Consider the following 23,291-nt stretch of genomic DNA (forward strand, 5'->3'; position numbering starts at 1 on the left):
GCAAGACTCACGCGACGGCTTCCAGCGCCGGCTTGCTCTGCTTGCCGGCATTCGCGCCCTGCCCGGCTTCCTCAAGCTTGCGCACCAGCGGCAGCACCTTCTCGCCGAAGTACTCCACCTCTTCGATGAAGTGCAGGAAGCCGGTGAGGATCAGGTCAACGCCGATGGCCTTGAGCGCCACGATGCGCTCGGCAATCTGCTGCGGTGTGCCGATGAGGTTGGTGCGGAAGCCGTCGTTGTATTGCACGAGGTCTTCGAAGGTGGACTTGGCCCAGTTGCCCTCGCCCTCGGGCGACGACTTGCCGGCCTGCTTGGCCGCATCGCCGAAGGCATGCACCGCCTCGACGTGGGCGTGCTTGATGATGTCGGCGAGCACCGCCTTGGCTTCTTCCTCGGTGTCGCGGGCGATCACGAAGGCGTTCACGCCGATGCGCACCGTGTGGCCGTTCTCCGCGGCCTTGGCCTGGATGTCGTCGATCTGCACCTTCAGGCCTTCGGGCGTGTTGCCGTTGGTGAAGTACCAGTCCGACACGCTGGCCGCGTTGTCGCGCGCGGCGCGCGAGCTGCCGCCCTGGAAGATTTCGGGGTGGGGTTTTTGCACCGGCTTCGGGCTCAGCGTGTAGTTGCTGAAGCGGTAGAAATCGCCCTTGAAGGTGAAGTTGTCCTCGGTCCAGATGCCCTTGAGCGCGCGGATGAATTCGTTGGAGCGGCGATAGCGCTCGTCGTGCTCCAGCCACGGCTCGCCGATGGCCTGGAACTCGCCCTTGAACCAGCCGCTCACCACGTTGATGGCGATGCGGCCGTTGGAGATGTGGTCGATGGTGGCGATCTGCTTGGCCACCACGGCTGGGTTCCACGGGCCGGGCAGGATCGCGGCCAGCACCTTGAGCTTGGTGGTCGCATGCAGCAGCGCCTGGCTGAACGACACCGACTCGTGCTGGTACTCCGCGCCGTAGCCCGCGGTGAAGCGGATCTGGCTCAGCGCATATTCGAAGCCGGCTTTTTCGGCCGCGAGCGCGAGGCGCTGGTTGTATTCGAGGCTCCAGTCGGTGCGCTGCTCGATGGTGCTGACCACGAGGCCGCCGCTGACATTGGGCACCCAGTAGGCGAACTTGACGGGGGCGGTGGTGGAATACGGTTGGCTCATGGCGAGGTTCCTCTCTGTGAACGGTCGATTCGGGATTGCTTCAGGCGGCCAGCGCCACGGGCACGGGCTTCTGGGCGACGGGCGCGGCGGCCGGCGAGGCCTCGCGCAGTTGCGGCACGGCGCGCGCCACGGCCAGCGCGATGCGTTCGCGCAGCGCCGGGTTGGCGATCTCGTAGCCCTCGAAGTCCTTCTCGACCGCGTAGACGCCGATGGGCAGCGTGCGCGCCTGGAAGAAGCTGAAGAGCGGGCGCAGTTGGTGGTCGATGACCAGCGCGTGGCGGTCGCTGCCGCCGGTGGCGGCGAGCAGCACCGGCTTGTCGGTCAGCGCTTCGTGATGAACGAAGTCGAACAGGTGCTTGAAGAGCCCCGTGTAAGAGCCGCGGTACACCGGGCTCGCCACGATCAGCAGGTCGGCGGACTCGATGGCCGCAATGCTCTCTTCGACGGCCGCGGGCAACTGGTTGCGATACAGCACACCGGCGAACTGCGGACCGATCTCGCCGAGCGAGATCACGCGCGCATCGATGGCGACCTCGTCGCCGAGCTCGGCCAGCAGCCGGTCGACCAGCACCAGCGTGCGCGAGGGACGTTGCAGGCTGCCGGAGACGGCAACGACTTTCAGTTTTCGACTCATGTTGATATGACCTTTGTTTGGAAGCTGCGACCCGTTCGCGGCACATTGCATATAAGCGAATGGCGTGCCACTTCGCGAGGCCTTATGAATCAACGAGTTAGAGCGAAATGACTGCTTTCGCGCATGCTGGATCGGCAGCAGGCTGCGGCTGGATTGCTGCTGGATCAGCAGCGTTGCCGCCATAGTTGTTTGAAGCAGATCGGTATGCGCGCATCGCATGAACGCCAGGCAGCAACACGGCAAGGGGTTGCTGCTCTTGCAGCAATGCGCATGCGCGAAGCTTTGATGCGGAAACGCGTTCGAAAATATCGATCCGTTCACGCTGAGCTTGTCGAAGCGCCGCGCGAGACTTCGACAAGCTCAGTCCGAACGGTCCTTGTTGATTAGCCCCGAACTCGCATCAGCCCGCTTGTGCGAGCGGTTCTGGCTGCTTCGATTGCAGCCCTGCTGTTCGAACCTGCGCGGCCTGCGCCTCCTCGCGCTTGACGCGCTCGATGTCGCGGTAGCGATGCGCAGGATGGCTGTCCGGCAGCAGCGGCCCCTGGCCGAAGAGCTTTTCGCGCAGCGTTCCCGGCGCATAGGCCTTGGGGTAGACGCCCCGGCGCTGCAGCTCGGGCACGAGATGCGTCACCACGTCTTCGAAGGTCTCGTGTGCCACCGCGTAGGCCAGGTTGAAGCCGTCCACATCGGTCTCTTCCACCCATTGCTGCAGGATGTCGGCCACCGTGCTCGCGGACCCGACGAACACCGGCCCCATGCCGCCCACGCCGCCCCACACGGCCAGCTCCTCGATGGTCCAGGCCTTGTCGCCGCCGGCCAGGTGCTCGATGGCCGAGACGATGGCATTGGTCTCCACCCGCCGGACCAGATCGGTCGGCGCGTACTGGCCGAAGTCGATGCCGGTCCAGCCCGACATGAACACCAGCGCGCCGTCGTAGGACACGTAGCGCTTGTAGTCCTCGAACTTGGCCTGTGCCTTCGCATCGGTCTCGTCCACGATCACCGTGACGAGGTTGTAGATGAGCAGCTTCTGCGCATCGCGCCCCGCCGCCGCGGCTTGCTCGCGCACCTCGCGCACGTAGTTCTTCAGCGTGGATTGCCTCGGCGCGGCCACGAACACGCACTCGGCATGCTGGGCGGCAAACGCCTTGCCCGGGCCCGATGCCCCCGCCTGGTAGAGCAGCGGGGTGCGCTGCGGCGAGGGCTCGCACAGGTGATAGCCGGGCACGTCGAAGTACTCGCCCTTGTGCCCGATCTCGTGGATCTTCTCGGGGTGGGCAAAGATGCCGGTGCGCCGGTCGCGCACGACGGCATCGCGCTCCCAACTGCCTTCGAAAAGCTTGTAGAGCACCTGCACGTATTCCTGCGCGACCTCGTAGCGGTTCTCGTGCTTGCGCAGGCCGCCCTGCCCGATGTTCTTCGCGCCGCTCTCCAGGTACGAGGTGACGATGTTCCAGCCCAGGCGACCCTTGGTGTGGTGGTCGGCCGTGGAGAGCCGCCGCGCAAAGGTGTAGGGGTGCTCGAACGAGGTCGACGCCGTGATGCCGATGCCCAGGTGCTCGGTCACCATGGCGATGGGCGCCGCCAGCTGCAGCGGATCGTTCACCGGGATCTGCGCCGCCTGCTGCAGCGCGTGGTAGTTGCCGCCCTTGTACACGTCGTAGTAGCCGATGACATCCGCGATGAAGATGCCGTCGAAGAGGCCCTTCTCCAGCACCTTCGCCAGGTCGGTCCAGTAGTTCAGGTCCTTGTATTCCCAGGATCGATCGCGCGGATGCGCCCACAGCCCGGGGGACTGGTGCGCCACGCAGTTCATCTCGAAGGCGTTGAAGCGGATGGTCTTGGTCATGCGCGAATCTCTTCCCTTCAGCTCCAGGCGTGACGTGGCACGTGGACTCCGTTGAGCTGGTAGTTGCCCAGGTGGTAGTACTTCCAGCGCACCGGGTCGTGCAGCGTGTGCACGCGCGCATTGCGCCAGTGGCGGTCGAGGTTGTGTTCGGCCAGCGTGGAGCGCGTGCCCGCGAGTTCGAACAGCTTGTTCGAGGCATTGATGGCCACTTCGGTCGTCAACACCTTGGCCTCGGCCGTGGCCACGGTGGCGGCGTTGACGAGGCTCTCCTCGGGGTCGGCCAGCGCCCGGTCGATGGCGCGGCCCGCGCGCTCCAGCAAGGCCTCGGCGGCGTGCAGGCGCAGCGTCAGGTCGCCGATCGCGCTGATGATGAAGGGGTCTTCGGCCGCGGTCTCCTTGCCGCTGTCGATCCAGGGACGGCTGCGGGTACGCACGAACGCGATCGTCTCCGCAATCGCGGCGGCGGCAATGCCCGCATCGATGGCGGCCTGGATGATCTGCGAGATCGCGCCCGCCGCGGTGGGCCGGTCGAACGCGGCCACGGGCAAGAGGCGGCTGCGCGGCACGCGCACATTGGCGATCTGTATGGAGCCCGACGCGGTGGTGCGCTGGCCGAAGCTCGACCAGTCGTTGTGCACCGTGAGGCCCGGCGCATCGCGTTCGGCAAACGCCAGGTAGCCCTTGCCCTCCGCCGGGTCCACCGCCACGATGGGCACGATATGCGAGAGCAGCGCACCGGTGGTGTAGAACTTCTGCCCGTTGATCACCACGTCATCGCCATCGAACACCAGCGTGGTTTCGAACGCGGCGACATTCTTGCTGTTCTTCTCGGAAAAGGCGTTGCCGAAACGGATGCCTTTCAGCACCAGGCCGAACAGCTCTTCTTTCTGCTCAGGCGTGCCGTCGAGGTCGATGTGGCCGACCAGCGCCAGGTGGTTCTGCGTGATCTGGGCAATGCTCGAGTCACCCTCCGCCACGATGCGGATCACATCGGCCAGCGTGGCGAAGGACACGCCCGCGCCGCCGTACGCCTTGGGCACGGTGATGCCCCAGAGGCCGCTCTGCGAATAAGCGTCCAGCTCGGCCAATGGCAGCAGCCCGTCGCGGTCGCGCAGCGCCGACTCGGAGCCGAACTCCGCGGCCAGGCGCCGGGCCACGGACACAGCCTCGGCATCGTCGCGAATGACATGGGCCGGTTGGGCCGGACGCGGGCGCGGCGCAAACGGCTCGGGTGTATTGACGCGGGGACGGGCCAGGGTTGCGGTGGTCATGGTGAGCTCCAAAAAAAGGGGAAAGAACGGACTGACGAGAGAGAGAACGCGATGCGGATCAGGTCTTGCGGCCGGGGCCGCTGCCGATCTGCCAGACATAGGGCGGCTCGGTGCCGTTGACGCTCCAGTCGCCCACGATGCGCGCCTTGTAGACGGTGGGGTTGTGCGAGGACACCGTGCGCGCATTGCGCCAGTGGCGGTCCAGCGACTTGGAGGTGCTCGCGGCCGAGGCGCCGAGCGCATTGAAGAGATCGGAACCCGCGCGCAGCACCAGCTCGGACACCACGATCTGGCCCTGCGCCGATTCGATCTCGGCATCGATGTTGGCCTGCCGCTCCGCCGCCTCGTCGCCGTGCAGGCGTGCCTCGTAGGCGCGCTGGGCCGGCAGCGTCGCGCGCAGCGCCGTGGCCTCCGCGGCATAGGCCAGCGCCGATATCTCGCCCGCGACCTGAAGGATCTGCGCGTCCTGGCTCACATGCTGTGCGTTGCCGTTGCTGTAGATGCGCTGGCGGTTGCGCACCTCGTGCCCCACGTCGCGCTCGATGGCGCGGCCGATGCCAGCCAGCGTGGCGAGATGGAACAGTTGATAGAACGCCGTCTGGTACTTGAAGCGCGTCTCGAACGGGAACACGTTCTCGTCGTCGATGTGGGCGTTCTCGTACACCGAGGTGCCGCTGCCGGTGGTGCGCTGGCCGAAGCCGTCCCAGTCGTCGTGCTGCACGACGCCGGGCTGGTGGGTGCTGACTGCCGCCGTCACGTCGGCATCGTTGTCGGCGCGGCGCGCATACAGGTCGACCCAGTCGGCAAAGATGCTGCCGGTGCTGTAGAACTTGCGGCCGTTGGCCACCCAGCGGCCGTCCTTTTGCGAGATGCGCGTGCCGACGTCGCCGATGGCCACCGCGCCCACTTCGGACCACGCATTGCCGACCAGCTCGCCCTTCACGAAGCGGTGCAGCCACACGTCGCGCGCCGCGCCGGACGGTGCATTGAGGCGGTCTTCCACGAATGCGAAGTGCCCGCGCAGCGCTTGCGGCACGTTGGAGTCCGCCTCTGCGAGTTCGATCAACAACTGGAAGAGCTGCGGAATGGATGCGCCGCCTCCACCGTGTTCCACCGGCACACGCACCGCACCGAAGCAGGCTTCCTTCAACCAGGTGATGGGCTCGAAGGGCAACTGGCGATTGCGCTCGCGCGCGAGCGCCGTATCGGCGATGCGCTGGAAGACGGGCCGGAACTTCTGTGCCAGTGCGGAATGCTCGTAGGGAGTCCACGCGGCAGTGGCGGTGGTGGCGCTCTTCGTGTGAGGGGCGAGGATGGTTTCAGTGCTCATGGCGATGCGAGGGCCTTGCGGCCTGGGTTGCAATGGAGAGTCGGGACAGGCGTGCGCCCGATTCGGGGTTGAACAAATGGGCGTGCGAGGGAATCCAGGTCAGCGTCACCTCCTCGCCCGCCGTGGCACGGTGGCGTCCGGCGAGCCGCGCCAGCCAGGGGCTGGCATCGAATGCGTCCGGTACGGTGCCATGCAGCTCGGTGATGGAGCCCAGGTAGTCGACCGCGGACACGCGCAGCCGAAGCAGCGGCGCATCTGGCGATGCTTCGCCGGTCTGGAGCACGAGGTGTTCGGGCCGGAGGCCAAGGCGCACCGCATCGTCGTGCCGTCCAGCCGAACCGGGCGGCGCCGGCAGGCGGATGCCCTCGCCCAGCGAGAGCTGGCCTTGCGCCCATCGGGCATCGACCACATTCATCGGCGGCGAGCCGATGAAGCGCGCGACGAACTCGTTGGCGGGCTCGTCATAAAGCGTCAACGGATCGCCCACCTGCTCGATACGCCCGGCGCGCAGCACCGCGATGCGGTCGGCCATGGTCATCGCCTCTTCCTGGTCGTGCGTGACGTAGACGGTGGTCGTGCCCAGTTGCCGCTGCAGCGCGCGGATCTCGGCGCGCATCTGCACGCGCAACTGCGCATCGAGGTTGGACAGCGGCTCGTCGAAGAGGAACGCCCGCGGCTCGCGCACCATGGCCCGCCCCATGGCCACCCGCTGGCGCTGGCCGCCCGAGAGTTCACGCGGATAGCGGTCCAGGTAGTCGTCCAGATGCAAGGCGGCCGAGGCCTTGGCGATGCGCTGCGCGATCAGCGCCTCGCTCTGGCGTTGCTCTCGCAGGCCGAAGGCCATATTGTCGTGCGCCGTCATGTGCGGATAGAGCGCATAGCTCTGGAACACCATGGCCAGGCGGCGCTGTTGCGGCGGCAGATGGTCTGCCGCTTCGCCGTCGAACGCGATGCTGCCGCCGTCGGTGGTTTCCAGCCCGGCGATGGCGCGCAGCAGCGTCGACTTGCCGCAGCCGGACGGGCCGACCAGCACGACGAACTCCCCCTCCCCGATGCCGAGGTGAACATCGCGCAGCACCGCTGTGCTGCCGTACTTCTTGGTGAGGCCGGTGATCTGTATGTGAGACATGGAACTCGAATGAAGAAGGGACAGCCGCGCGCTCAGCGCCCGGCCCCCAGGCCGCCGACCAGCTGCTTCTGGAACGCCAGCGCCACCAGGTACACCGGCGCAATGCCGACCAGCGAGGCCGCGGCCATCTGCCCGAAGTTCACGACCCGCTCGCCCTGGAAGAGCGAGATAGCAACGGTGATGGTGCGGATGTCGGGCCTGCTGTTGAGCACCGAGGCGAGCAGGAACTCGTTGTAGGTCAGGATCAGGCAGATCAGTCCCGTGGAGACGAGGCCCGGCCACAGCAGCGGCAGGTTCACGCGCCACAGCGTGCGCCAGTAGCCCACGCCATCGAGCCAGGCGGCTTCGTCCAGCGCCACGGGCACCTGCTTGAAGAAGCTGCGCAGCAGCCAGAACGCGACCGGCACGTTCATCAAGCCTTCCACCAGGCCGAGCCCGAAGAGGCTGTTGTTCAGCCCGGCGTGGCGCATCATGAAGAACAGCGGCAGCAGCGCCACCACGGGCGGCGCCACGTAGCTGGACAGCAGCGCGCCGGCCAGCGCGGGCCCGCGCCGCAGCTTGACCACCGCATAGGTCGCGGGCACCGCGATCAAGAGCGTCACGGCCACGCCGACCAGCGCCACCGCGAGCGAGTTGAGCAGGTTCCGATGCAGCGGCGCAATGTCGAACACCGTGGACCAGTTGGCCAGCGTGGGCGCCAGGGGCAGGAAGTGGCCCGACAGCACTTCGTCCCGCGCCTTGAACGAGGTCGCGACCAGGAAGGCGATCGGCAGCAGGCAGAAGACCAGCACCGATGCGAGCGCGAGTCGCAGCGCTGTCTTGCGAAGCCAATCGCGCGCGGGGACCGCAGGCCTCGTCCGGCCTTGGTTGCTCGCGTGCGTTGTCGCTGGGCCCGTGCCGATGTGCGTGGTGGATACGTTGACTGTCGTCATGTCGCTGTTCGTATGGATGTGCGAACGGGCTAGCCCGTGCGTCGCTCCACCCACGCCAGGGTGCGGAGGATCGGCCATGTCACCCAGGCCACCAGCAGGCAAAAGACCAGTGTCTGCGCGGCCGCCTGCCCGATGTCGAAGTTCTGCAGGCCCGACTTCCAGACCTCGTAGCTCGCCAGCGTCGTGGCGCACCCCGGCCCGCCGGCGGTGAGGATGTAGACCAAATCGAAGGTCTTGAGCGACATCACCACCCGCAGCAGGAAGATGCCGACCAGCGCGGGCGCCAGCAGGGGCAGCGTGATCTTGATGAAGATCCGCCGCGGGCTCGCCCCATCGAGCGCGGCCGCCTCGTACACATCGGAAGGCAGCGCCTGCAACGCGGCCACGCACAGCACCACCACGAAGGGCAGCCACTGCCAGCTGTCCGCCAACATCACGGCGGGCAAGGCCCATGTCGAGGAGCCCAGCAGCGACACCGGCTCGTGCACCCATCCCAGGCGCAGCAAGGTGCCGTTGAGCAGGCCGCCCGCCGGCGCCAGCAGCAGCTTCCAGGCCACACCGACGAGCACCGGCGGCGTCATCAGCGGCAGCAGGATCAGGCTGTACGCCCAGCGCCCTTGCCTCAGCGCCTGCAGCAGCAACGCGATCGCCAGGCCGAGCACCAGCTGGAGCGCGCAAGCCGGCACCGCGTACAGCACCGTGCGCAGCAAGGTGAATGCGAAGTCGGAGGTCTGCACCAGCGTCTCGAAGTTGCGCCAGCCTGCCCACGCCGTCAACGGCTGGCCCAGCGTGGACTTCGTGAACGCCAGCGCCAGCGTGTAGAGCCCGGGCACGACGCACACCAGCGCAAGGCCGAGGGTCGCGGGCGTCAGCATCCAGCGCGGCGCCGTGTGCTGGCCGCTCGCTCGCCATGCCTGCAGCACGCTGTTCATACCCATCACCGGCCGACCTCTGTTCCGGGATGGCTGCCCGTAGCGCGGCTGTTGCTCCCTCTCCCCAAGGGGAGAGGGAGTAAGAGATGGCACTCATGCGCTGAGCAGTTGCACCCAACTCGCCTGAGCCGCCTCCAGCGCCTCACGCGGCTTCTTCTTGCCCGACACGATCAGCGCGAGCTGCTCGGTCAACGCGTCCATCAGCTTGGGGCTCTGCGCCTGCAGCGGCCAGACCAGCGCATCGCCGATGGCGGCCTTCAATTGCGGCTGCAGGATGGGCGCGGCCTTGATGTAGTCGGGATGATTCAGCACCGAGGTGCGGTTCGGGTCGATGCCGCTGCCCGGCAACACATCCTGCTGGAGCGAGATGTCCTTGCTCGTGGCCCACTTGATGAATTCCCAGGCCAACTCGGTCTTCTTGGTGCCGGCCGTGATGCCGAGGCCGAAGCCCGCATTCAATGCCGCGCGCGGCGTCTTGTTCTCGCCGCCCACGGGCAACTGCACCAGCGCCCACTTGTCCACGATCTTCGAAGAGGCCGGGTCCTGCGCGGTGACGCCCAGGTCGGTCCAGAAATCGATCATGGCCGCCTTGCCCGACAGGAACGCGGGCAAGGCATGTTCGAACGCCGTTTCCGCGGGCGTGGGCAAGGCATAGGGGACGATGCGCGCCAACTCTTCCGCCGCGGCGATGGCCTGTGGGCTGGTCAACGCGGGCTTGCCGTCGGGCGTGAAGAAGCTGCCGCCGAAACCGGCCAGCCGGTTGGCATAAGACGATCCCACGATCACCGGAATCTTGAAGCCCTGCACCACCGCGCCGTAGATGCCGTTGGCCGACTCTTTCTCGGTGATCAGGCGGGCTGCGTTGTAGTAGTCGTCCCAGGTCTTTGGGGCCGTCAACCCATGCCGGCCGAAGATCTCGGTGTTGTAGAACAGGACGTGCGTGTCGCCGTCGTAAGGCAGGCCCCAGCGGCGGCCATCGCGCAAGGTGTAGGTGTCGTAGAGCGACGGCAGGAAGTCGCCGGGCTCGATCTGCGCGGCGTCGCGCGCGATGCGGTCGGCGACATCGACCACCACCTTGTCGGCCACCAGCGCGCCGAGCGTGTGATAGAAATAATCGACGACGTCGAACTGGTTCGCGCCCGACTGCACATCGAGCGTGGCCTGCGCATGCAGCTGGTCGTAGGGCACCGGCGTGACGGTCACCTTGGCACCCGTGAGCGCTTCGAACTCCTGCGCCAGCAGCTTGCCCGCCAGCGCATGCGGCTGGTTGAACAGCAGGTTCAGCGACTGACCCGCGAATTTTTTTCCGCTCGCGCCCACGTCTGCCGAGGCCACGGGCGGCGGCGCCCCGGCGTCTTTCTTGCCGCAGGCAGCCAGCGCGCCCGCAGCGCTTAAAGCGGCTGCAGTGCCGATGAATCGGCGGCGGTTCAACGCCGATGCGATCGCGGAAGACGCAGTGGCCGACGAGCCGGACGCAGCAAGGACATTCTGTTTTCGACGCATGTTGATATGACCTCAGTTTGGAAGCCGCGATGTATTCGCAGCGCAATGGATATATGCGAATCGCGTGCCACTTGCCCGCTCTATATGAATCAACGAGTTAGAGCGCATCGACCGCTGTCGCGCATGCTGGGTCGGCAGCAGGCTGCGGCTAGGTTGCTGATGAGCCAGCAGCGCGGCCCTCCCCAAGCGCACGCACAAACACAACGGGCCTGCGACGCGAGGTCGCAGGCCCGTTGCATCGGACGCTGAAGAAATTCAGGAATAGAAACTGGGCTGCGGCAAGCGCGCATTGAGCGCCCAGTCGCCGAGTTCGCGCACCTTGTAGTCGACCGGATCGTGCAGCGTGTGCACGCGCAGGTTGCGCCAGTAGCGGTCCAGCCGCAGCGCGGCGGTGGTGGCGCGCGCGCCCGTCACCTCGAACATGCGATGCGCCACCTCGAGGCTCGCGCGCGTGCTCGCGACCTTGGCTGCGGCGACGGCGACGGCCACCTGTCCGCGCTCCTTTTCATCGAGCGAAGTGCCACGCAGCCACGCCTGGTCGAATGCCGCCGCTGCCTGGTCGAGCAGCGTGCGTGCGCCTTGCAGCGCGAGCCAGAAATCGCCGTAGTGCGTAAGCACGTAAGGGTCTTCGTTCGCGGTCGAAGCCGTTGAGAAGAGCCAGGGGCGGCCCTGTTGCAGCGTGAAAGACTTCGCCTCTTCAAGCGCGCCCTCGCCGAGGCCCAGGTAGATGTTCGCGAGGATCAGTTGCGCCAGCAGCGGACGCAGACAAGCGAACGGCGTCGAGAGCGGGCCAGGGTCGAGCAGCAGTTCGCCCGCATCGACCCGCACGTTGTCGAACAGCACGCTGCCGCTGTCGGTCTGGCGCTGGCCCATGTTGTCCCAGTCATCGAGCACGGTGATGCCCGCGCGCCCCGTGGGCACGACGCCGATCAGCAGCCGGTCGTTTGCGTCGAGGGCCGAGGCGAGCAGCATGTCGGAGTCGCTCGCGCCTGAACAGAAGCTCTTGCGGCCGGCGAACACGTACCCGCCATCGACCGCCTCCGCGCGCGTGGATTTGTCCAGCGGATTCAGCGCATTGCCCCAGAACCAACGCTGCACGCGCGTCTGCTCGATCCACGGCTGCCACTGCGCGTGCTGCGCGAAGAGTTGCGTGGTCGCGAGCAACAGGTGATGAAAGGCGAACAGGTGCGCCACCGAGCTGTCGACGCGCGCAAAGCCGCGCACCACGTCGAGCGTCTGCTGCCAGCTCGCGCCGAGGCCGCCAAGTTCGGTCGGCACGCTGAGCATGAGCAGGCCGCTGTCCCGCAGCAGATCGCGCTCGGCCTTGGGCGTGCCGCCGCGCTGGTCGCGCTCGACCGCCGTCTGCGCCAATGTCTGTGCGACACGCTGTGCGGTCGCATGCCAGGGCACGACTTCGTCGCCGGCCTCCGCGGAGAAGTGCTTCATGCGGCGGCCTTCTCGCGCACCGGCGTTTGCGACGAAGGCGGCACGATGTCGTTGGCGATGACCTCGCCGAAGGGCCCGGTGATGTTCGCCTGCCCCGCCGGGCGCACATGGTCCAGCGGCAGCAGCGGGAACAACAGCTCGGCCACGCGGTACGCCTCTTCGAGATGCGGATAGCCCGAGAAGATGAAAGTCTCCACGCCGAGCGCCGCGTATTCCTTGATGCGCGCCGCCACCTCCTCCGGACTGCCCACGAGCGCCGTGCCCGCGCCGCCGCGCACCAGGCCCACGCCGGCCCACAGGTTCGGCGACACCTCGAGCTTGTCGCGCCGCCCGCCGTGCAATGCGGCCATGCGCTGCTGCCCCACCGAGTCGAAACGCGAGAAGGCTTTCTGCGCAGCGGCGATGGTGTCGTCGGTCACATAGGAGATGAGCTCGTCGGCGGCGCGCCAGGCCGCTTCGCTGGTCTCGCGCACGATCACATGCAGGCGGATGCCGAAGCGCAGCGTGCGGCCGTGCTTGGCCGCTGCGGCACGGGCCTTGGAGATCTTGTCGGCCACGTCCGCAGGCGGCTCGCCCCAGGTGAGGTACACGTCGACCTGCTCGCCCGCAAGTTCGATGGCCGCTTCAGACGAGCCGCCAAACCACAGCGGTGGATAAGGCTTCTGTACTGGTGGATAGAGCGTCTTCGCGTTCTCGACGCGCAGGTGCTTGCCCGAGAAGTTGACCGTTTCGCCCGCAGCCACGCCGCGCCAGATGCGCAGGAACTCGTCAGTGACTTCGTAGCGCTCGGCGTGCGTGAGGAAGCTGCCGTCACCGTGCTGCTCGTCGGGGTCGCCGCCGGTCACGACGTTGATGAGCAGGCGGCCGTCTGAGAAGCGATCGAGCGTTGCAGCCTGACGCGCGGAAACCGTCGGCGAAATGATGCCGGGGCGGATTGCGACCAGGAACTTGAGCCGCTCGGTCTGTGCCGCGAGCGACGAGGCGACGACCCACGAGTCTTCGCACGAGCGCCCCGTCGGAATCAGCACGCCTTCGTAGCCCAGTTCGTCGGCGGCCTGCGCCACTTGCCGCAGGTAGCGATGGCTCACCGTGCGCGCGCCGCGCGAGGTGCCGAGGTAGCGGCTGTCGCCGTGCGTGGGGAGGAACCAGAAAAGTTGCATGCGGCAGTTCAGCAGTTAGCGTGCCAATCGCCCTGCCTGCGGGAACGCGCGAAAGCATGCGATTTCTGCTGCTGGAGCAGCAGCCGAACACCACATCTGCTGCATGCGGCACATCGACCCTTCTCGCGCTGCTGCCATGGAAGCAAAACGAGGATCGATAGACGGATCGCATCGTTGGTCGCGCTCTTCTTCGCCGCGAACATGCTGCTGGCGCAGCAACCGTGCTGCCTGCACATCATCGAGGACTTGTGTGTGAGTTCAGTTCTTTCCATTCCGGTTGCCGAATCCCCACGCGACATCGCGCGCGATCTCATGCAGCGCTTCGCCGCCACCGCGGTGGAGCGCGACGAGCGCGGCGGCACGCCGAAGGCCGAGCGCGATGCCCTGCGCGACAGCGGCCTGCTGGCCCTGAGCATTCCGCACGAGTTCGGCGGCGGCGGCGCGGACTGGCGCGAGACGCTGGATGTCGTGCGCCTGCTGGCGCAGGCCGACAGCTCGATCGCCCACGTCTTCGGTTTTCATCACCTGATGCTGGCCACGGTGCGCCTGTTCGCGCGGCCTTCGCAGTGGCAGCCGTGGTTCGAGCAGACCGCGCGCCGCCGCTGGTTCTGGGGCAACGCGCTCAACCCGCTGGACGATCGCACGGTGTCGAGCGCCCACGAAGGCTGGCGCGAGTTCACCGGGCAGAAGAGCTTCTGCTCGGGCGCACTCGATTCCGAGATGCTCATCGCCTCGGCGCGCGAAGCGGGCAGCGGAGCCTTCATCGTCGCGGCGGTGCCCACGGGCCGCTCGGGCATCTTCGTCGCGCCCGACTGGAACAACATCGGCCAGCGCCAGACCGACAGCGGCAGCGTGACCTTCGAGAAGGTGCGCGTGGAGCAGCACGAGGTGCTGGCCGACCCGGGGCCACTGTCGACGCCTTTCGCGTGCCTGCGGCCGCTGGTGTCGCAGCTCGTGCTGGCCAACATCTACCTGGGCATCGCCGAGGCGGCCTTCCACGACGCGAGGCACTACACGCTGCATGAGTCGCGCCCCTGGCATGCGGCGCATGTGGCGCAGATGCACGAAGACCCGTATGTGCTCGGCCACTACGGCGATTTCTGGGTCGGCCTGGAGAGCGTACGCGTGCTGGCCGACCGCGCGGCCGACCGGCTCGACACCGCATGGCGGCGCGGCCCCGCGCTGACCGAGCGCGAGCGCGGCGACGTCGCGCTGGCAGTGGCCACCGCCAAGGTCGCGGCCACGAACACGGGCCTGGACATCTGTACGCGCATGTTCGACGTGGCCGGCGCACGCGCCACCCACGGCGGCCTGCGCCTGGACCGCCACTGGCGCAACCTGCGCACCCAGACCCTGCACGACCCCGTGGCCTACAAGCTGCGCGAGCTCGGCGAATGGGCCCTCAAGCAGCAATACCCCGTACCCACCTTCTACTCATGACCGCCTACACCCGCCACTTCGACGTGCTGCCATCGGTCGATGCCTCTTCCGCCGCCGACGAGGACTGGGACGCGCCCACCCTGCTGACCTTTCCCAACCCGCGCAAGCTCACCACCTCGATCCGCGCCACCGCGCAGGTGTTTCAGGACCCGCGCTCGGCCGCGCTGCTCGAACGCATCCGCATGGTGGCGCCCAGCGATGCCAACGTGCTCATCATCGGAGAGACCGGCACCGGCAAGGAGCTGATCGCACGGCATGTGCACGACCTGAGCCGCCGCAGCGGCAAGCCCTTCGTGGCGGTGAACTGCGGCGCCTTCTCCGAAAGCCTGGTCGAAAGCGAGCTCTTCGGCCACGAGAAAGGCTCGTTTACCGGCGCGTTCTCGGCCAAGACGGGCTGGTTCGAGGCGGCCAACGGCGGCACGCTGTTCCTCGACGAAATCGGCGACCTGCCGCTGTCGATCCAGGTCAAGCTGCTGCGCGTGCTGCAGGAGCGCGAGGTGGTGCGCCTCGGTTCGCGCAAGAGCGTGCCGATCGACGTGCGCGTGGTCGCCGCGACCAACGTGCGGCTGCAGGACGCGGTGGCCGCCGGCCACTTCCGCGAAGACCTGTTCTACCGGCTGCACGTGGTGCACCTCGCGCTGCCCACGCTGCGCGAGCGCCCCGGCGACATTCTTCCGCTGGCGCGGCATTTCATCGAGGAGTACCGCCAGCGGCTGGGCTACGGCGCGGTGCGCCTCGATGCGGGCGCCGAGCAGAAGCTCTCGGAGCACGGCTGGCCCGGCAACATCCGCGAACTGGAGAACGTGATCCACCATGCGCTCCTGATCTGCCAGCACGACGTGCTGGGCGCGGAGCACCTGCACCTGTCTTCGCTGAACATCCAGAGGCGCCCGGCCGAAAGCGAGGCCGCTGCTGCGCACGCCACGCCGCAGCAGGCACTGGAGACGGTGCTGCGCGAGCTGTTCAACGAGCCTCACGACCAGATGTTCGAACTGATCGAGGACACCGTGATGCGCACCGCCTTCGAGTTCTGCCACCGCAACCAGGTGCAGGCTGCGAGGCTGCTGGGCATCAGCCGGAACATCCTGCGCTCGAGGCTCATCAAGAGCCGGGAGATTACTGCGTTGAAGTGACCCTGAAAAGCAGGCCTCTCGCAGGCTGAGCATGCCCCCTTCCGACCGCGTTGTTCGAGATGCTTCACGAGCAGGGTCTTGCCGCACAGCAGTTTCATATCACCCCGCTATGATCGGTTCAGGAAATACAACGTTTTTTTCCAAATACATGATCATCAAAAAAAACAGCCTCCAGGAACGCAAACAGCGGGAAATCGACCAACGTCGCAAAGACATCCTGAAAGTCGTGCGCAAGATGATCGTCAAGGGCGGCGCGCGCGAGATCACGATGCGCAAAGTAGCCGACGAGTCGGGCTTCTCGACCACCGTGGTCTATGCGCTGTTCGGCGACAAGGCGACGATGATCACCAACGCGGTTGACGACGACATCATCCGACTGCAGAAGCTGCTGCGCGCAGCGATCGCCGAAGGCAAGACAACGCTCGAACGCGTGCGGCTTGCGAGCCGGGCTTACGTCGAGAACGGCCTGCAGCACCCCGATCAGTATTTTCTTGTCTTCATGGAGCGCCGGCCGGCCGCGCCGCCCGAAACCTCGACGCTGGAATTCGGCAATCCGGAGTACGACCCGTACGCCCTCGTGCGCAGTCTCGCGGTGGGGCTGGTCAATGACGGCATCGTCGCGGCCACCGAGGCCGAGATCGATGTCATCACGCAAGTGATCTGGGAAGGCTTGCACGGCATGACCTCGCTGCGCGTTTCCACCGGCGACGACCCGTGGATCGAGCGAATCGGTGCGCAGGCGCATCTCGACTTTTTGCTCGACATCGTCCTGCTCGGCATCATCCATCGCTTTCCGGGCAAGAAATCGGCGGCCGCGATCAAGCAGCTTTCCGGACCGCGCCCCGCCGTATAGCAAGCGAGGGGGCTGCGCCTTCTTCAGCGCACCAGCAGCTTCATCATCAATTCAAAGGTCTTTCCGTAAGGCGGCTTGAACAGCCCCAGCCCGTTGAACGTCGACTGATGGAAGATCGGCTTCATCTTCGAGAAGGTCTCGAAGCCGTATTCCCCGTGGTAAGCGCCCATGCCGCTCGCACCGATGCCGCCGAAGGGCAGGTCGTCCTGCGCAATGTGCAGCAGCGTGTCGTTGATCGACACGCCGCCAGCCACGGTGTTGTGCATCACCTTGTCGATGGTCGCCCGATTCTTCTCGAACAGATACAGCGCCAGCGGTCGCGGGTGCGCGTTGACATAGCCGATGGCCTCGTCGATGGCCCCGTAGCTCATCACCGGCAAGATGGGGCCGAAGATCTCTTCCTTCATCACGCGCATGCTGTCCTGGACGCCGGTCAGCAGCACCGGGGGAAAGCGCCGTGTGGCGGCGTCGGGAGCCATGTCGGACAGCGGCACAGCGGATGCACCTTCCTGCAGCGCCAGTGCCGCCAATTCCTGCAGCCGCGAGAAGTGGCGCGGGCTCACGATGCTCGTGTAGTCGTTGTTGTTCGCAAGGTCCGGGTACATCGCCGCGAACACGCGCCGCGCGCTGTCGATGAAGCGCTGCTGCTGGCCTTCGGGTACCAGCACGTAGTCGGGCGCGATGCATGTCTGGCCCGCGTTGAGCGTCTTGCCCACAAGGATGCGCTCCACTGCTTTTTCAAAACCGGCACCGGGCCCGATGATCGCAGGCGACTTGCCACCCAGCTCCAGCGTGACCGGTGTGAGGTTCTCGCTCGCGGCGCGCATCACGTGATGGCCCACGGCCGTGGAACCGGTGAACAGCAAATGGTCGAAGGGCAGGCTGGAGAACTCGCGCGCGGCCTCGGCGTCGCCATTCACGACCGCGATCTCCTCGGCCGCAAAGCTCGCGCGCACCAGTGTTGCGAACAGTTCTGCAAAGCGGGGCGTGAACTCCGATTGCTTGAGCATCACGCGGTTGCCCGCAGCCAGCGCCGCAGTCATCGGCCCCACGGCCAGGTTCAACGGATAGTTCCACGGCACCAGGATGCCCACCACGCCCAGCGGCTGCGGCATGATCCGCGACGACGCGGGCTTGAACCACAGGCCGGTCGAGCGACGCTGCACCCGCATCCATTTCCTGCCGTGGCTCAACGCATGGTCGATGCCCTCGATGGCGGGGAACACCTCGGCCAGTTCGGTTTCCTGAAAGGGCCGATTGAAGAAGTCGGCGCTGATGGCGGCGGCGATCTCCTTGCGGTTGTCCTTCACCAGCGCGCGCAATCGTTTGAGGCGATCCGCACGCTCGCTCCATGGCGGCGTCTGCGCGCGCAGGCTGGCGGCACGCATGGCATCGAAAGTTTGTCGCATGGTCTGGATGGTCATCTATCTGAAGCCTCTGGGGCCATTTCTTCGAGAGTGGTTCTGGGTTTGCGACGCGTTGTGCTCTTCGGCCGAATACTCATGTCGTTTGCTGAAGTACCTGCCAGCGATCCGACACCCTCCCGCCGCGCAGCGTGACGATCGCGCCGAATTGCAGCATCACGGCCTCGCTCTGGGTCGGGCGCAGGAATACGTAGTCGTCGGGCAAGAGCGCCGTGCGGTGCGATCCGTTGACAAACTCCTGGTTGGTGCTGTAGCCGAAGAGCTCGTTGCCGCGCAGCCCGGCAGGCGATTCGTAGCGCGCCATCCAGTGTCCCCCGTAAGTGAAGTAAGTGCGCTGGCGGTTCGGATTCCACCAGGCCTGCAGCTTGCCCAGCGCCGCAATGCCGGGCACCTTCGTGCCCTGCTGCACCTTGAGCACCGGCGTGGCGATGAACAACGCCGGCTCGTGTTCAGACAGGATGCCGAGGTCGAAGTCGGTCGGCTTGACCAGCGCGGAGCCCACCGAGACATCGTTGACCGGCGTCTCGATGCCCTCGTAGAGCCGGTAGGTCGGGCTGCCCGCCGCGTTGAGCGTCAGGCCGTCGTGCCACAGCGCGGGGTACTGCCTGCGCACAATGTTGCAAAAGGCCCGGTAGCGCGCCTGTGTCTTCGCATGCAGTTGCTCGTGCGATCCGAGCATCGCGGGCAGCTTGACCACCTGCGGGTCGTAGCCCATGAAGCCCGCGAACTCGGCATGGTCCGGATGCGCGGCAACCGTTTCGAGCATTTGCGCGAGCATGCGCTCGTCTTCGACGCCGCCGCGATGCAGCCCGGTATCGATCTCGATGTTCAGCCGCAGCCGCAGACCACGCGCCGCGGCAAGGACCAAGTACTGCTGCAGGCGCTCGGGCGTATCGATCAGCCATTGAAGCTGGCGCGATGGATCGAAGCTGCCGCGCAGCAGTTCGTAGAACTCGGCCACCGCACGCACCGGCATCGGCTTGCCGAGCAGGATGTCGGCTTGAGGAAAGGCCTCGGCTTCGGCGTTGAGAAACGGCCGATGAAAAGCCATCAGGCGCCGCGTCTTCGCGCGCTCGAAGATGTAGCCGATCAGCGGGATGCTGGGCAGCGACTTGGCGACCACGCGGAAATTCATGGGTGCGCGGATCGAGCGGCGCAGCACCTCGATGTTGCGGTCGAGCCGGTCGAGGTCGAGCACCAGGCACGGGCATGCGGGGCCGGCGCGCTGCAGCTCCGCGTTCAGCGCGCGAAAGTAATCGCCGTGCGGCGCACCGGTGTCACGAGGGCGGATCATGCGTTCTCCAGCGACTGACGGCGCAGCCGCAGGATCAGCGGCACGGTCAGCAGGCTCGCGCCCGCCAGCACCAGGAAGGCCGTCGACGGATGCTCGACCAGCAGTTGCACCGCGACGCAAATCACCACCGCGCCCGCATTGGCGGCCATCCACACCAGTGCCGCCGCCGTGCCCGCATTGCGGCGCGAGCGGCGCTCGACCATCTCGAGCACGATCGGCAGCGTGGAAAGCTGAAGCATGCCCAGCACAGTCATCACGACCAGGCCGGTGGCCACGCCCGGTGCGAACGACAACACGACACCGCCGACAGCTGCAACAGCCACCGAGACCAGCATCAGCGTGTATTCCTTGCGTTTGCGCGCCACCCACGCTGGAATGAAGACCGAGCCCACGATGCCCGCGACGATCATCGCCAGCAGCATCACGCCCGAAGCCTCGGGCGCCACGCCGGCCGGCTCCAGCAGCGCCTCGAGCCAGGTCATGTAGGCCATGACAGTGCCGACGGCAATGAACATCAGCGCGGCGATGGTGCGCAGGAAGCCATCGGCCCAGACCTCGCGCAACGAGGCCAGGCCAACCGGCGGCGGCCCCGTGTCACGGTAATCGCCGGGCCGGCGCAGGCAGATCGCAAGCACGATGGCCGCAGCAATGCCGTAGGCGGTGCCGATGCGAATCAGCAGCGGAATCTGGTCGAGCGTGGAGAACACGGTGCCCAGGCCGATTGCCAGCAGTTGGCCCGCATACAGTGCGGCGGTGCCCAGCGCGATGCCCAGTGGGCGGTCTTTCTCCGCCAGGTAGTTGCCGGACAGCTTGGCCACACCGTTGAGAATCAGCGGCTGCGCCGCCGCCGAGACGAACTGGCCGATGAAAGCCCAGGTGAAGTCGTCGCTGACCAGCCGCAGCGCGCCACCGATGGCGGTGAGCAGCACGCCCACGGCCAGGCTGGAGCGAAACCAGCGGTCGAGTGCAATGCCGGTCGGCAGCGCCAGGACCACGTAGAGCAGCGACGAAATCTGCGCGAGCCAGCCGATGGCGCCCACCGAAACGCCGTAGCGCTGCGCCGCCACGGTGGTGATTGGCGCATAGGCAAGCTGCATGACCATGGTGGCCGAAGCCGCCAGCGCGTAAGCGGCGACGATGGACCAGCGGCTGCTCGCGGGCCGGGGCGAAGCGTCGTTGACCATCTCAGGCTCCCAGCATGTGCCGAAGCAGCGGATTGAGAAAGACGCCCTTGGGGTCCATGCGTCGGCGCAGCGCCGCGAAGTCGTCCCAGCGCGGGTAGCGTCTGGACAGTTCGGCCGCGCCCAGGTAGTGCATCTTTCCCCAGTGCGGACGGCCCCCATGGTTGAGGAAGATCGCCTCGGCGCCACGGAAGTAGGCCTCGTGCGGCATGCCGACATACTGGTGCACCGAAATCGAGGCCGTGTCGCGTCCGTAGAACGGCGACAGCCAGATGTCGTCGCCCTTGACATAGCGGTATTCGACCGGAAAGTGCACGGGCACTTTCTTCTTCTCGATGAACTCGGCCAGTTCGCGCAGCGCCTCGGGGCCGCGCTCGGCCGGCAGTTCGTATTCCATTTCCTGGAAATGCACCAGCCGCACGGAAGAAAAGGCGCGGTGGCAGTTGGCCACCATGGTGCTGGTGTCGTGCTTCAGCGTCGATGCGATCAGGCGTGCCATCGCGGGCACCGCGCTGGGCCGCATGCGCGCATAGCGAGAGATCGCGCTCAGCGCGCCGTTCTCGAGCACCATCTCGAGCGCGGCCGTCGAGCGGCGGCTCGACTCGGGCTCGTCGGTCGGGTCCATCAGCTTGACCAGCGTGCGGCGCGTGTAGGGCACCCAGTAGAACTCGAAGTGCCGGTGCTGCGCGGCCAGCGTGGGCGCCGCCGCGAGGCATTCGTCGAGGTCCATCGCCTGCTTGACGAGCTTGAGCTTGTAGGTCGGCGCGACCTCGATGTCGAACCTGGCCATCACGCCGAGCGCGCCGAGCGCCACGCGGCTCGCGGCAAACAGCTCGGGCTCCTGCGTTGCGGAGCATTCGACCGCCTCGCCGTCGGCCGTGACCAGCGTCATCGCCTGTACCTGCGTAGAGATCGAGCCCAGCCTCAGCCCGGTGCCGTGCGTGCCCGTGGCCACCGCGCCGGCCAGTGCCTGCTTGTTGATGTCACCGAGATTCAGCATGCCCCAACCGCGCAGCGCGAGTTCTTCGCCCAGTGGCTTGAGTTGAGTGCCGGCCCAGAGCCGGGCACGGCCGTTCTCGACCGACTCCAGGCCCGTGAGGTTGCATAGCGACAGCAGCGTGCCATCGGTCTGCACCAGCGGCACGAACGAATGGCCGCTGCCTGCCACCCGGATGGATTCGCCGGCAGCCGAGGCCGCGCGCACCGTGGCCTGCAGTTGCGGCAGCGAACGCGGCCGCAGCAGTTGACGCGGCTGAAAGCGCACTGCGCCCGACCAGTTGCGCCAGGGCTTGACCTTGCCGGAGGGGGCGCTGCTTTTCTCGGCGGACATCACGTGTTCCATGAAGTTTTTCAAAAGGGAAATACGAATGGGGGCGCCGTGGACCTCAGAAGGTGTGACGCACGCCGACCGTGAATCCAGTCTGCGTGCGGTTGACGGTCGGGCTCTGAGCGTTCTGGCCGACCAGTTGCGCGCCGACCAGGCCACCTCGGTAGACCGAGTGATCGACTTCGGCATAGAGCATCGTCCGCTTGGACATCAGGTAGCCCGCAACCACCTGGTATTGCGTGGCGGAACCGTCGAGGTCTTCGGTGTAGCCGCGCTGCTTGGTGTACCAGGCGTTGGCGGCCAGCGTGAGCCACTGCGTGGCCTGCCAGGTGACGCCGGCAAGGATCATCTGGCGCTTCTTGAAGCCGCCGGGGGCGCTCGGGTCCACGGTCTGGATCGGCGAGATGATGCCCAGCCCCGCCAGGTCGATTGCGCTGTAGGGCCCGTTGGCGAACGAGACGAAGTTGTTGCTGCGGCGGTTCTCGATGTAGCCCGCCTGGATCGAGGTCTTCTCGCCGAGCTTCAATTGCGCGCCGGCCGTGTAGACATCGAACTTGGCCTTGGAGTCGATGTCGTCTACGCCGCGCAGCACGCCGGCGCTGAGCTTGACCGGCCCCTTCTCCGGTATGTAGGCCACCGAGGTGCCGAACTGGCTGCCCCGCTTGGCCGAACCGTTGCCTTCGCCGACGGCGTACTGAGCGAGCACCACGACGTCGCCGACCTGGGCGCCGTAATGGATCATGTTGCTGGTCTTGCTGCCTGCGAGCAGCGTGTGCTCGGGCTTGAAGACGTTGAAGTAATCGGCCCAGAGGTTGGAGCCGTAGACCAGCGACACACCTTCCATCGCAACGTTGTACTGGCGGCCCAGCGTGAGCTGCCCCCACGAAGAGGACTGCAGGCCGACGAAGGAAACGTGCAGGCCGTCGGGGCCGTCGTTGGCGATGGGCTTGCCGGTACCGATGTTGAAGTGGCTCTCGAGCGTGAACAGCGCCGACAGGCCGCCGCCCAGGTCTTCGCTGCCCTTGACGCCCCAGAAGCTCTCGCTCATGCCGCCGCCGTCGGGGAAGGCCGTACGCCCGCGGGTAACGAGCGGCGAGCCGTCGTCGCCGTAGATCGTGCGGTGCGTTTCGTAGCGCAGACCCGCGTCGACCGTGCCGTACAGCGTCAGGGTGCTTTGCGCAAATGCCGGCGCACCGATCACGCACAGCGGCAGCAGCGCCGCCGACAACTTCACTCTCTTCATCTTGTGTTCTCCACCAGGCCAACATCGATCAATCAAGGGGGCTTCGGCCAACACGCCTGCGCG

Annotated in this window: 20 protein-coding genes; 3 read left to right on the forward strand and 17 right to left on the reverse strand. The window is 66.6% G+C overall.

Translation table 11 applies throughout. The features are described from left to right. Positions 1 to 7 precede the first annotated feature (7 nt). From sfnG to ssuD, 12 genes are all read right to left on the reverse strand, one after another. The gene (gene sfnG / locus VARPA_RS17380) at positions 8 to 1,147 is read right to left on the reverse strand and encodes a dimethylsulfone monooxygenase SfnG (protein ID WP_013541892.1); all 1,140 of its coding nucleotides are present in this window, start codon (positions 1,145 to 1,147) and stop codon (positions 8 to 10) included. Positions 1,148 to 1,187: 40 nt separating this feature from the next. Beyond that, the gene (msuE, locus tag VARPA_RS17385) at positions 1,188 to 1,781 is read right to left on the reverse strand and encodes an FMN reductase (protein WP_013541893.1); all 594 of its coding nucleotides are present in this window, start codon (positions 1,779 to 1,781) and stop codon (positions 1,188 to 1,190) included. A 97-nt stretch (positions 1,782 to 1,878) separates the two neighbouring features. Further along, entirely contained in the window at positions 1,879 to 2,139 is a 261-nt protein-coding gene (locus tag VARPA_RS31125) for a hypothetical protein (RefSeq protein ID WP_144299007.1), read from the reverse strand. A 42-nt stretch (positions 2,140 to 2,181) separates the two neighbouring features. Next, positions 2,182 to 3,630, reverse strand: coding sequence for an LLM class flavin-dependent oxidoreductase (locus VARPA_RS17390; RefSeq protein ID WP_013541894.1), 1,449 nt, complete (start codon positions 3,628 to 3,630; stop codon positions 2,182 to 2,184). A 17-nt stretch (positions 3,631 to 3,647) separates the two neighbouring features. Then, on the reverse strand, positions 3,648 to 4,901 hold the full coding sequence (locus VARPA_RS17395; RefSeq protein WP_013541895.1) for an SfnB family sulfur acquisition oxidoreductase: 1,254 nt from the start codon (positions 4,899 to 4,901) through the stop codon (positions 3,648 to 3,650). A 58-nt stretch (positions 4,902 to 4,959) separates the two neighbouring features. Beyond that, positions 4,960 to 6,231 carry an acyl-CoA dehydrogenase family protein gene (locus VARPA_RS17400; RefSeq protein WP_013541896.1) on the reverse strand — a complete coding sequence of 424 codons (1,272 nt, stop codon included), beginning with the start codon at positions 6,229 to 6,231 and terminating at the stop codon, positions 4,960 to 4,962. Continuing rightward, entirely contained in the window at positions 6,221 to 7,360 is a 1,140-nt protein-coding gene (locus VARPA_RS17405; protein WP_013541897.1) for an ABC transporter ATP-binding protein, read from the reverse strand. Before VARPA_RS17405 ends, VARPA_RS17400 begins: the two co-directional genes overlap by 11 nt. Before the next feature lie 32 nt (positions 7,361 to 7,392). Further along, the gene (locus tag VARPA_RS17410; RefSeq protein WP_013541898.1) at positions 7,393 to 8,292 is read right to left on the reverse strand and encodes a carbohydrate ABC transporter permease; all 900 of its coding nucleotides are present in this window, start codon (positions 8,290 to 8,292) and stop codon (positions 7,393 to 7,395) included. Positions 8,293 to 8,321: 29 nt separating this feature from the next. Then, on the reverse strand, positions 8,322 to 9,230 hold the full coding sequence (locus tag VARPA_RS17415; protein ID WP_013541899.1) for a carbohydrate ABC transporter permease: 909 nt from the start codon (positions 9,228 to 9,230) through the stop codon (positions 8,322 to 8,324). A gap of 87 nt (positions 9,231 to 9,317) precedes the next feature. After that, entirely contained in the window at positions 9,318 to 10,727 is a 1,410-nt protein-coding gene (locus tag VARPA_RS17420) for an ABC transporter substrate-binding protein (RefSeq protein ID WP_013541900.1), read from the reverse strand. Positions 10,728 to 10,982: 255 nt separating this feature from the next. Continuing rightward, positions 10,983 to 12,173, reverse strand: coding sequence for an acyl-CoA dehydrogenase family protein (locus tag VARPA_RS17425; RefSeq protein ID WP_013541901.1), 1,191 nt, complete (start codon positions 12,171 to 12,173; stop codon positions 10,983 to 10,985). Beyond that, complete coding sequence (gene ssuD / locus VARPA_RS17430) at positions 12,170 to 13,333, reverse strand: FMNH2-dependent alkanesulfonate monooxygenase (protein WP_013541902.1); 1,164 nt, start codon at positions 13,331 to 13,333, stop codon at positions 12,170 to 12,172. Before ssuD ends, VARPA_RS17425 begins: the two co-directional genes overlap by 4 nt. Positions 13,334 to 13,507: 174 nt before the next feature. On the opposite strand from ssuD, the gene VARPA_RS17435 reads away from it, so the two are divergent. The 3 genes from VARPA_RS17435 (at position 13,508) to VARPA_RS17445 (ending at position 16,759) form a co-directional block, all read left to right on the forward strand. Further along, a complete protein-coding gene (locus tag VARPA_RS17435) occupies positions 13,508 to 14,773 on the forward strand; it encodes an acyl-CoA dehydrogenase family protein (RefSeq protein WP_013541903.1) in 1,266 nt (421 codons plus the stop codon). Further along, complete coding sequence (locus VARPA_RS17440) at positions 14,770 to 15,906, forward strand: sigma-54 interaction domain-containing protein (RefSeq protein ID WP_013541904.1); 1,137 nt, start codon at positions 14,770 to 14,772, stop codon at positions 15,904 to 15,906. The genes VARPA_RS17435 and VARPA_RS17440 overlap by 4 nt, the downstream gene beginning before the upstream one ends. 109 nt (positions 15,907 to 16,015) lie before the next feature. After that, entirely contained in the window at positions 16,016 to 16,759 is a 744-nt protein-coding gene (locus VARPA_RS17445) for a TetR/AcrR family transcriptional regulator (protein WP_167330547.1), read from the forward strand. Between the two features lie 23 nt (positions 16,760 to 16,782). On the opposite strand, the gene VARPA_RS17450 is transcribed toward VARPA_RS17445, so the two are convergent. From VARPA_RS17450 to VARPA_RS17470, 5 genes are all read right to left on the reverse strand, one after another. After that, a complete protein-coding gene (locus VARPA_RS17450; RefSeq protein ID WP_013541906.1) occupies positions 16,783 to 18,183 on the reverse strand; it encodes a coniferyl aldehyde dehydrogenase in 1,401 nt (466 codons plus the stop codon). Positions 18,184 to 18,259: 76 nt separating this feature from the next. Then, positions 18,260 to 19,477, reverse strand: a complete 1,218-nt coding sequence (locus VARPA_RS17455) for a DSD1 family PLP-dependent enzyme (RefSeq protein WP_013541907.1) — start codon at positions 19,475 to 19,477, stop codon at positions 18,260 to 18,262. Next, positions 19,474 to 20,661, reverse strand: coding sequence for an MFS transporter (locus VARPA_RS17460; RefSeq protein WP_013541908.1), 1,188 nt, complete (start codon positions 20,659 to 20,661; stop codon positions 19,474 to 19,476). Before VARPA_RS17460 ends, VARPA_RS17455 begins: the two co-directional genes overlap by 4 nt. Position 20,662: 1 nt before the next feature. After that, complete coding sequence (locus VARPA_RS17465) at positions 20,663 to 21,988, reverse strand: D-arabinono-1,4-lactone oxidase (protein ID WP_013541909.1); 1,326 nt, start codon at positions 21,986 to 21,988, stop codon at positions 20,663 to 20,665. Positions 21,989 to 22,043: 55 nt separating this feature from the next. Beyond that, a complete protein-coding gene (locus VARPA_RS17470; RefSeq protein WP_013541910.1) occupies positions 22,044 to 23,228 on the reverse strand; it encodes a porin in 1,185 nt (394 codons plus the stop codon). Positions 23,229 to 23,291 lie beyond the last annotated feature (63 nt).

Source organism: Variovorax paradoxus EPS (genome assembly GCF_000184745.1).
Classification (GTDB): Bacteria; Pseudomonadota; Gammaproteobacteria; order Burkholderiales; family Burkholderiaceae_C; genus Variovorax; species Variovorax paradoxus_C.

Coding starts and splice junctions, on each gene's coding strand:
- VARPA_RS17460 (WP_013541908.1), bottom strand. CDS start 20,661: ATGGTCAACGACGCTTCGCCCCGGCCCGCGAGCAGCCGCTGGTCCATC.
- sfnG (WP_013541892.1), bottom strand. CDS start 1,147: ATGAGCCAACCGTATTCCACCACCGCCCCCGTCAAGTTCGCCTACTGG.
- VARPA_RS17455 (WP_013541907.1), bottom strand. CDS start 19,477: ATGATCCGCCCTCGTGACACCGGTGCGCCGCACGGCGATTACTTTCGC.
- VARPA_RS17390 (WP_013541894.1), bottom strand. CDS start 3,630: ATGACCAAGACCATCCGCTTCAACGCCTTCGAGATGAACTGCGTGGCG.
- VARPA_RS17445 (WP_167330547.1), top strand. CDS start 16,016: ATGATCGGTTCAGGAAATACAACGTTTTTTTCCAAATACATGATCATC.
- ssuD (WP_013541902.1), bottom strand. CDS start 13,333: ATGCAACTTTTCTGGTTCCTCCCCACGCACGGCGACAGCCGCTACCTC.
- msuE (WP_013541893.1), bottom strand. CDS start 1,781: ATGAGTCGAAAACTGAAAGTCGTTGCCGTCTCCGGCAGCCTGCAACGT.
- VARPA_RS17400 (WP_013541896.1), bottom strand. CDS start 6,231: ATGAGCACTGAAACCATCCTCGCCCCTCACACGAAGAGCGCCACCACC.
- VARPA_RS17450 (WP_013541906.1), bottom strand. CDS start 18,183: ATGACCATCCAGACCATGCGACAAACTTTCGATGCCATGCGTGCCGCC.
- VARPA_RS17465 (WP_013541909.1), bottom strand. CDS start 21,988: ATGTCCGCCGAGAAAAGCAGCGCCCCCTCCGGCAAGGTCAAGCCCTGG.
- VARPA_RS17395 (WP_013541895.1), bottom strand. CDS start 4,901: ATGACCACCGCAACCCTGGCCCGTCCCCGCGTCAATACACCCGAGCCG.
- VARPA_RS17405 (WP_013541897.1), bottom strand. CDS start 7,360: ATGTCTCACATACAGATCACCGGCCTCACCAAGAAGTACGGCAGCACA.
- VARPA_RS17410 (WP_013541898.1), bottom strand. CDS start 8,292: ATGACGACAGTCAACGTATCCACCACGCACATCGGCACGGGCCCAGCG.
- VARPA_RS17415 (WP_013541899.1), bottom strand. CDS start 9,230: ATGGGTATGAACAGCGTGCTGCAGGCATGGCGAGCGAGCGGCCAGCAC.
- VARPA_RS17420 (WP_013541900.1), bottom strand. CDS start 10,727: ATGCGTCGAAAACAGAATGTCCTTGCTGCGTCCGGCTCGTCGGCCACT.
- VARPA_RS17425 (WP_013541901.1), bottom strand. CDS start 12,173: ATGAAGCACTTCTCCGCGGAGGCCGGCGACGAAGTCGTGCCCTGGCAT.
- VARPA_RS17440 (WP_013541904.1), top strand. CDS start 14,770: ATGACCGCCTACACCCGCCACTTCGACGTGCTGCCATCGGTCGATGCC.
- VARPA_RS17470 (WP_013541910.1), bottom strand. CDS start 23,228: ATGAAGAGAGTGAAGTTGTCGGCGGCGCTGCTGCCGCTGTGCGTGATC.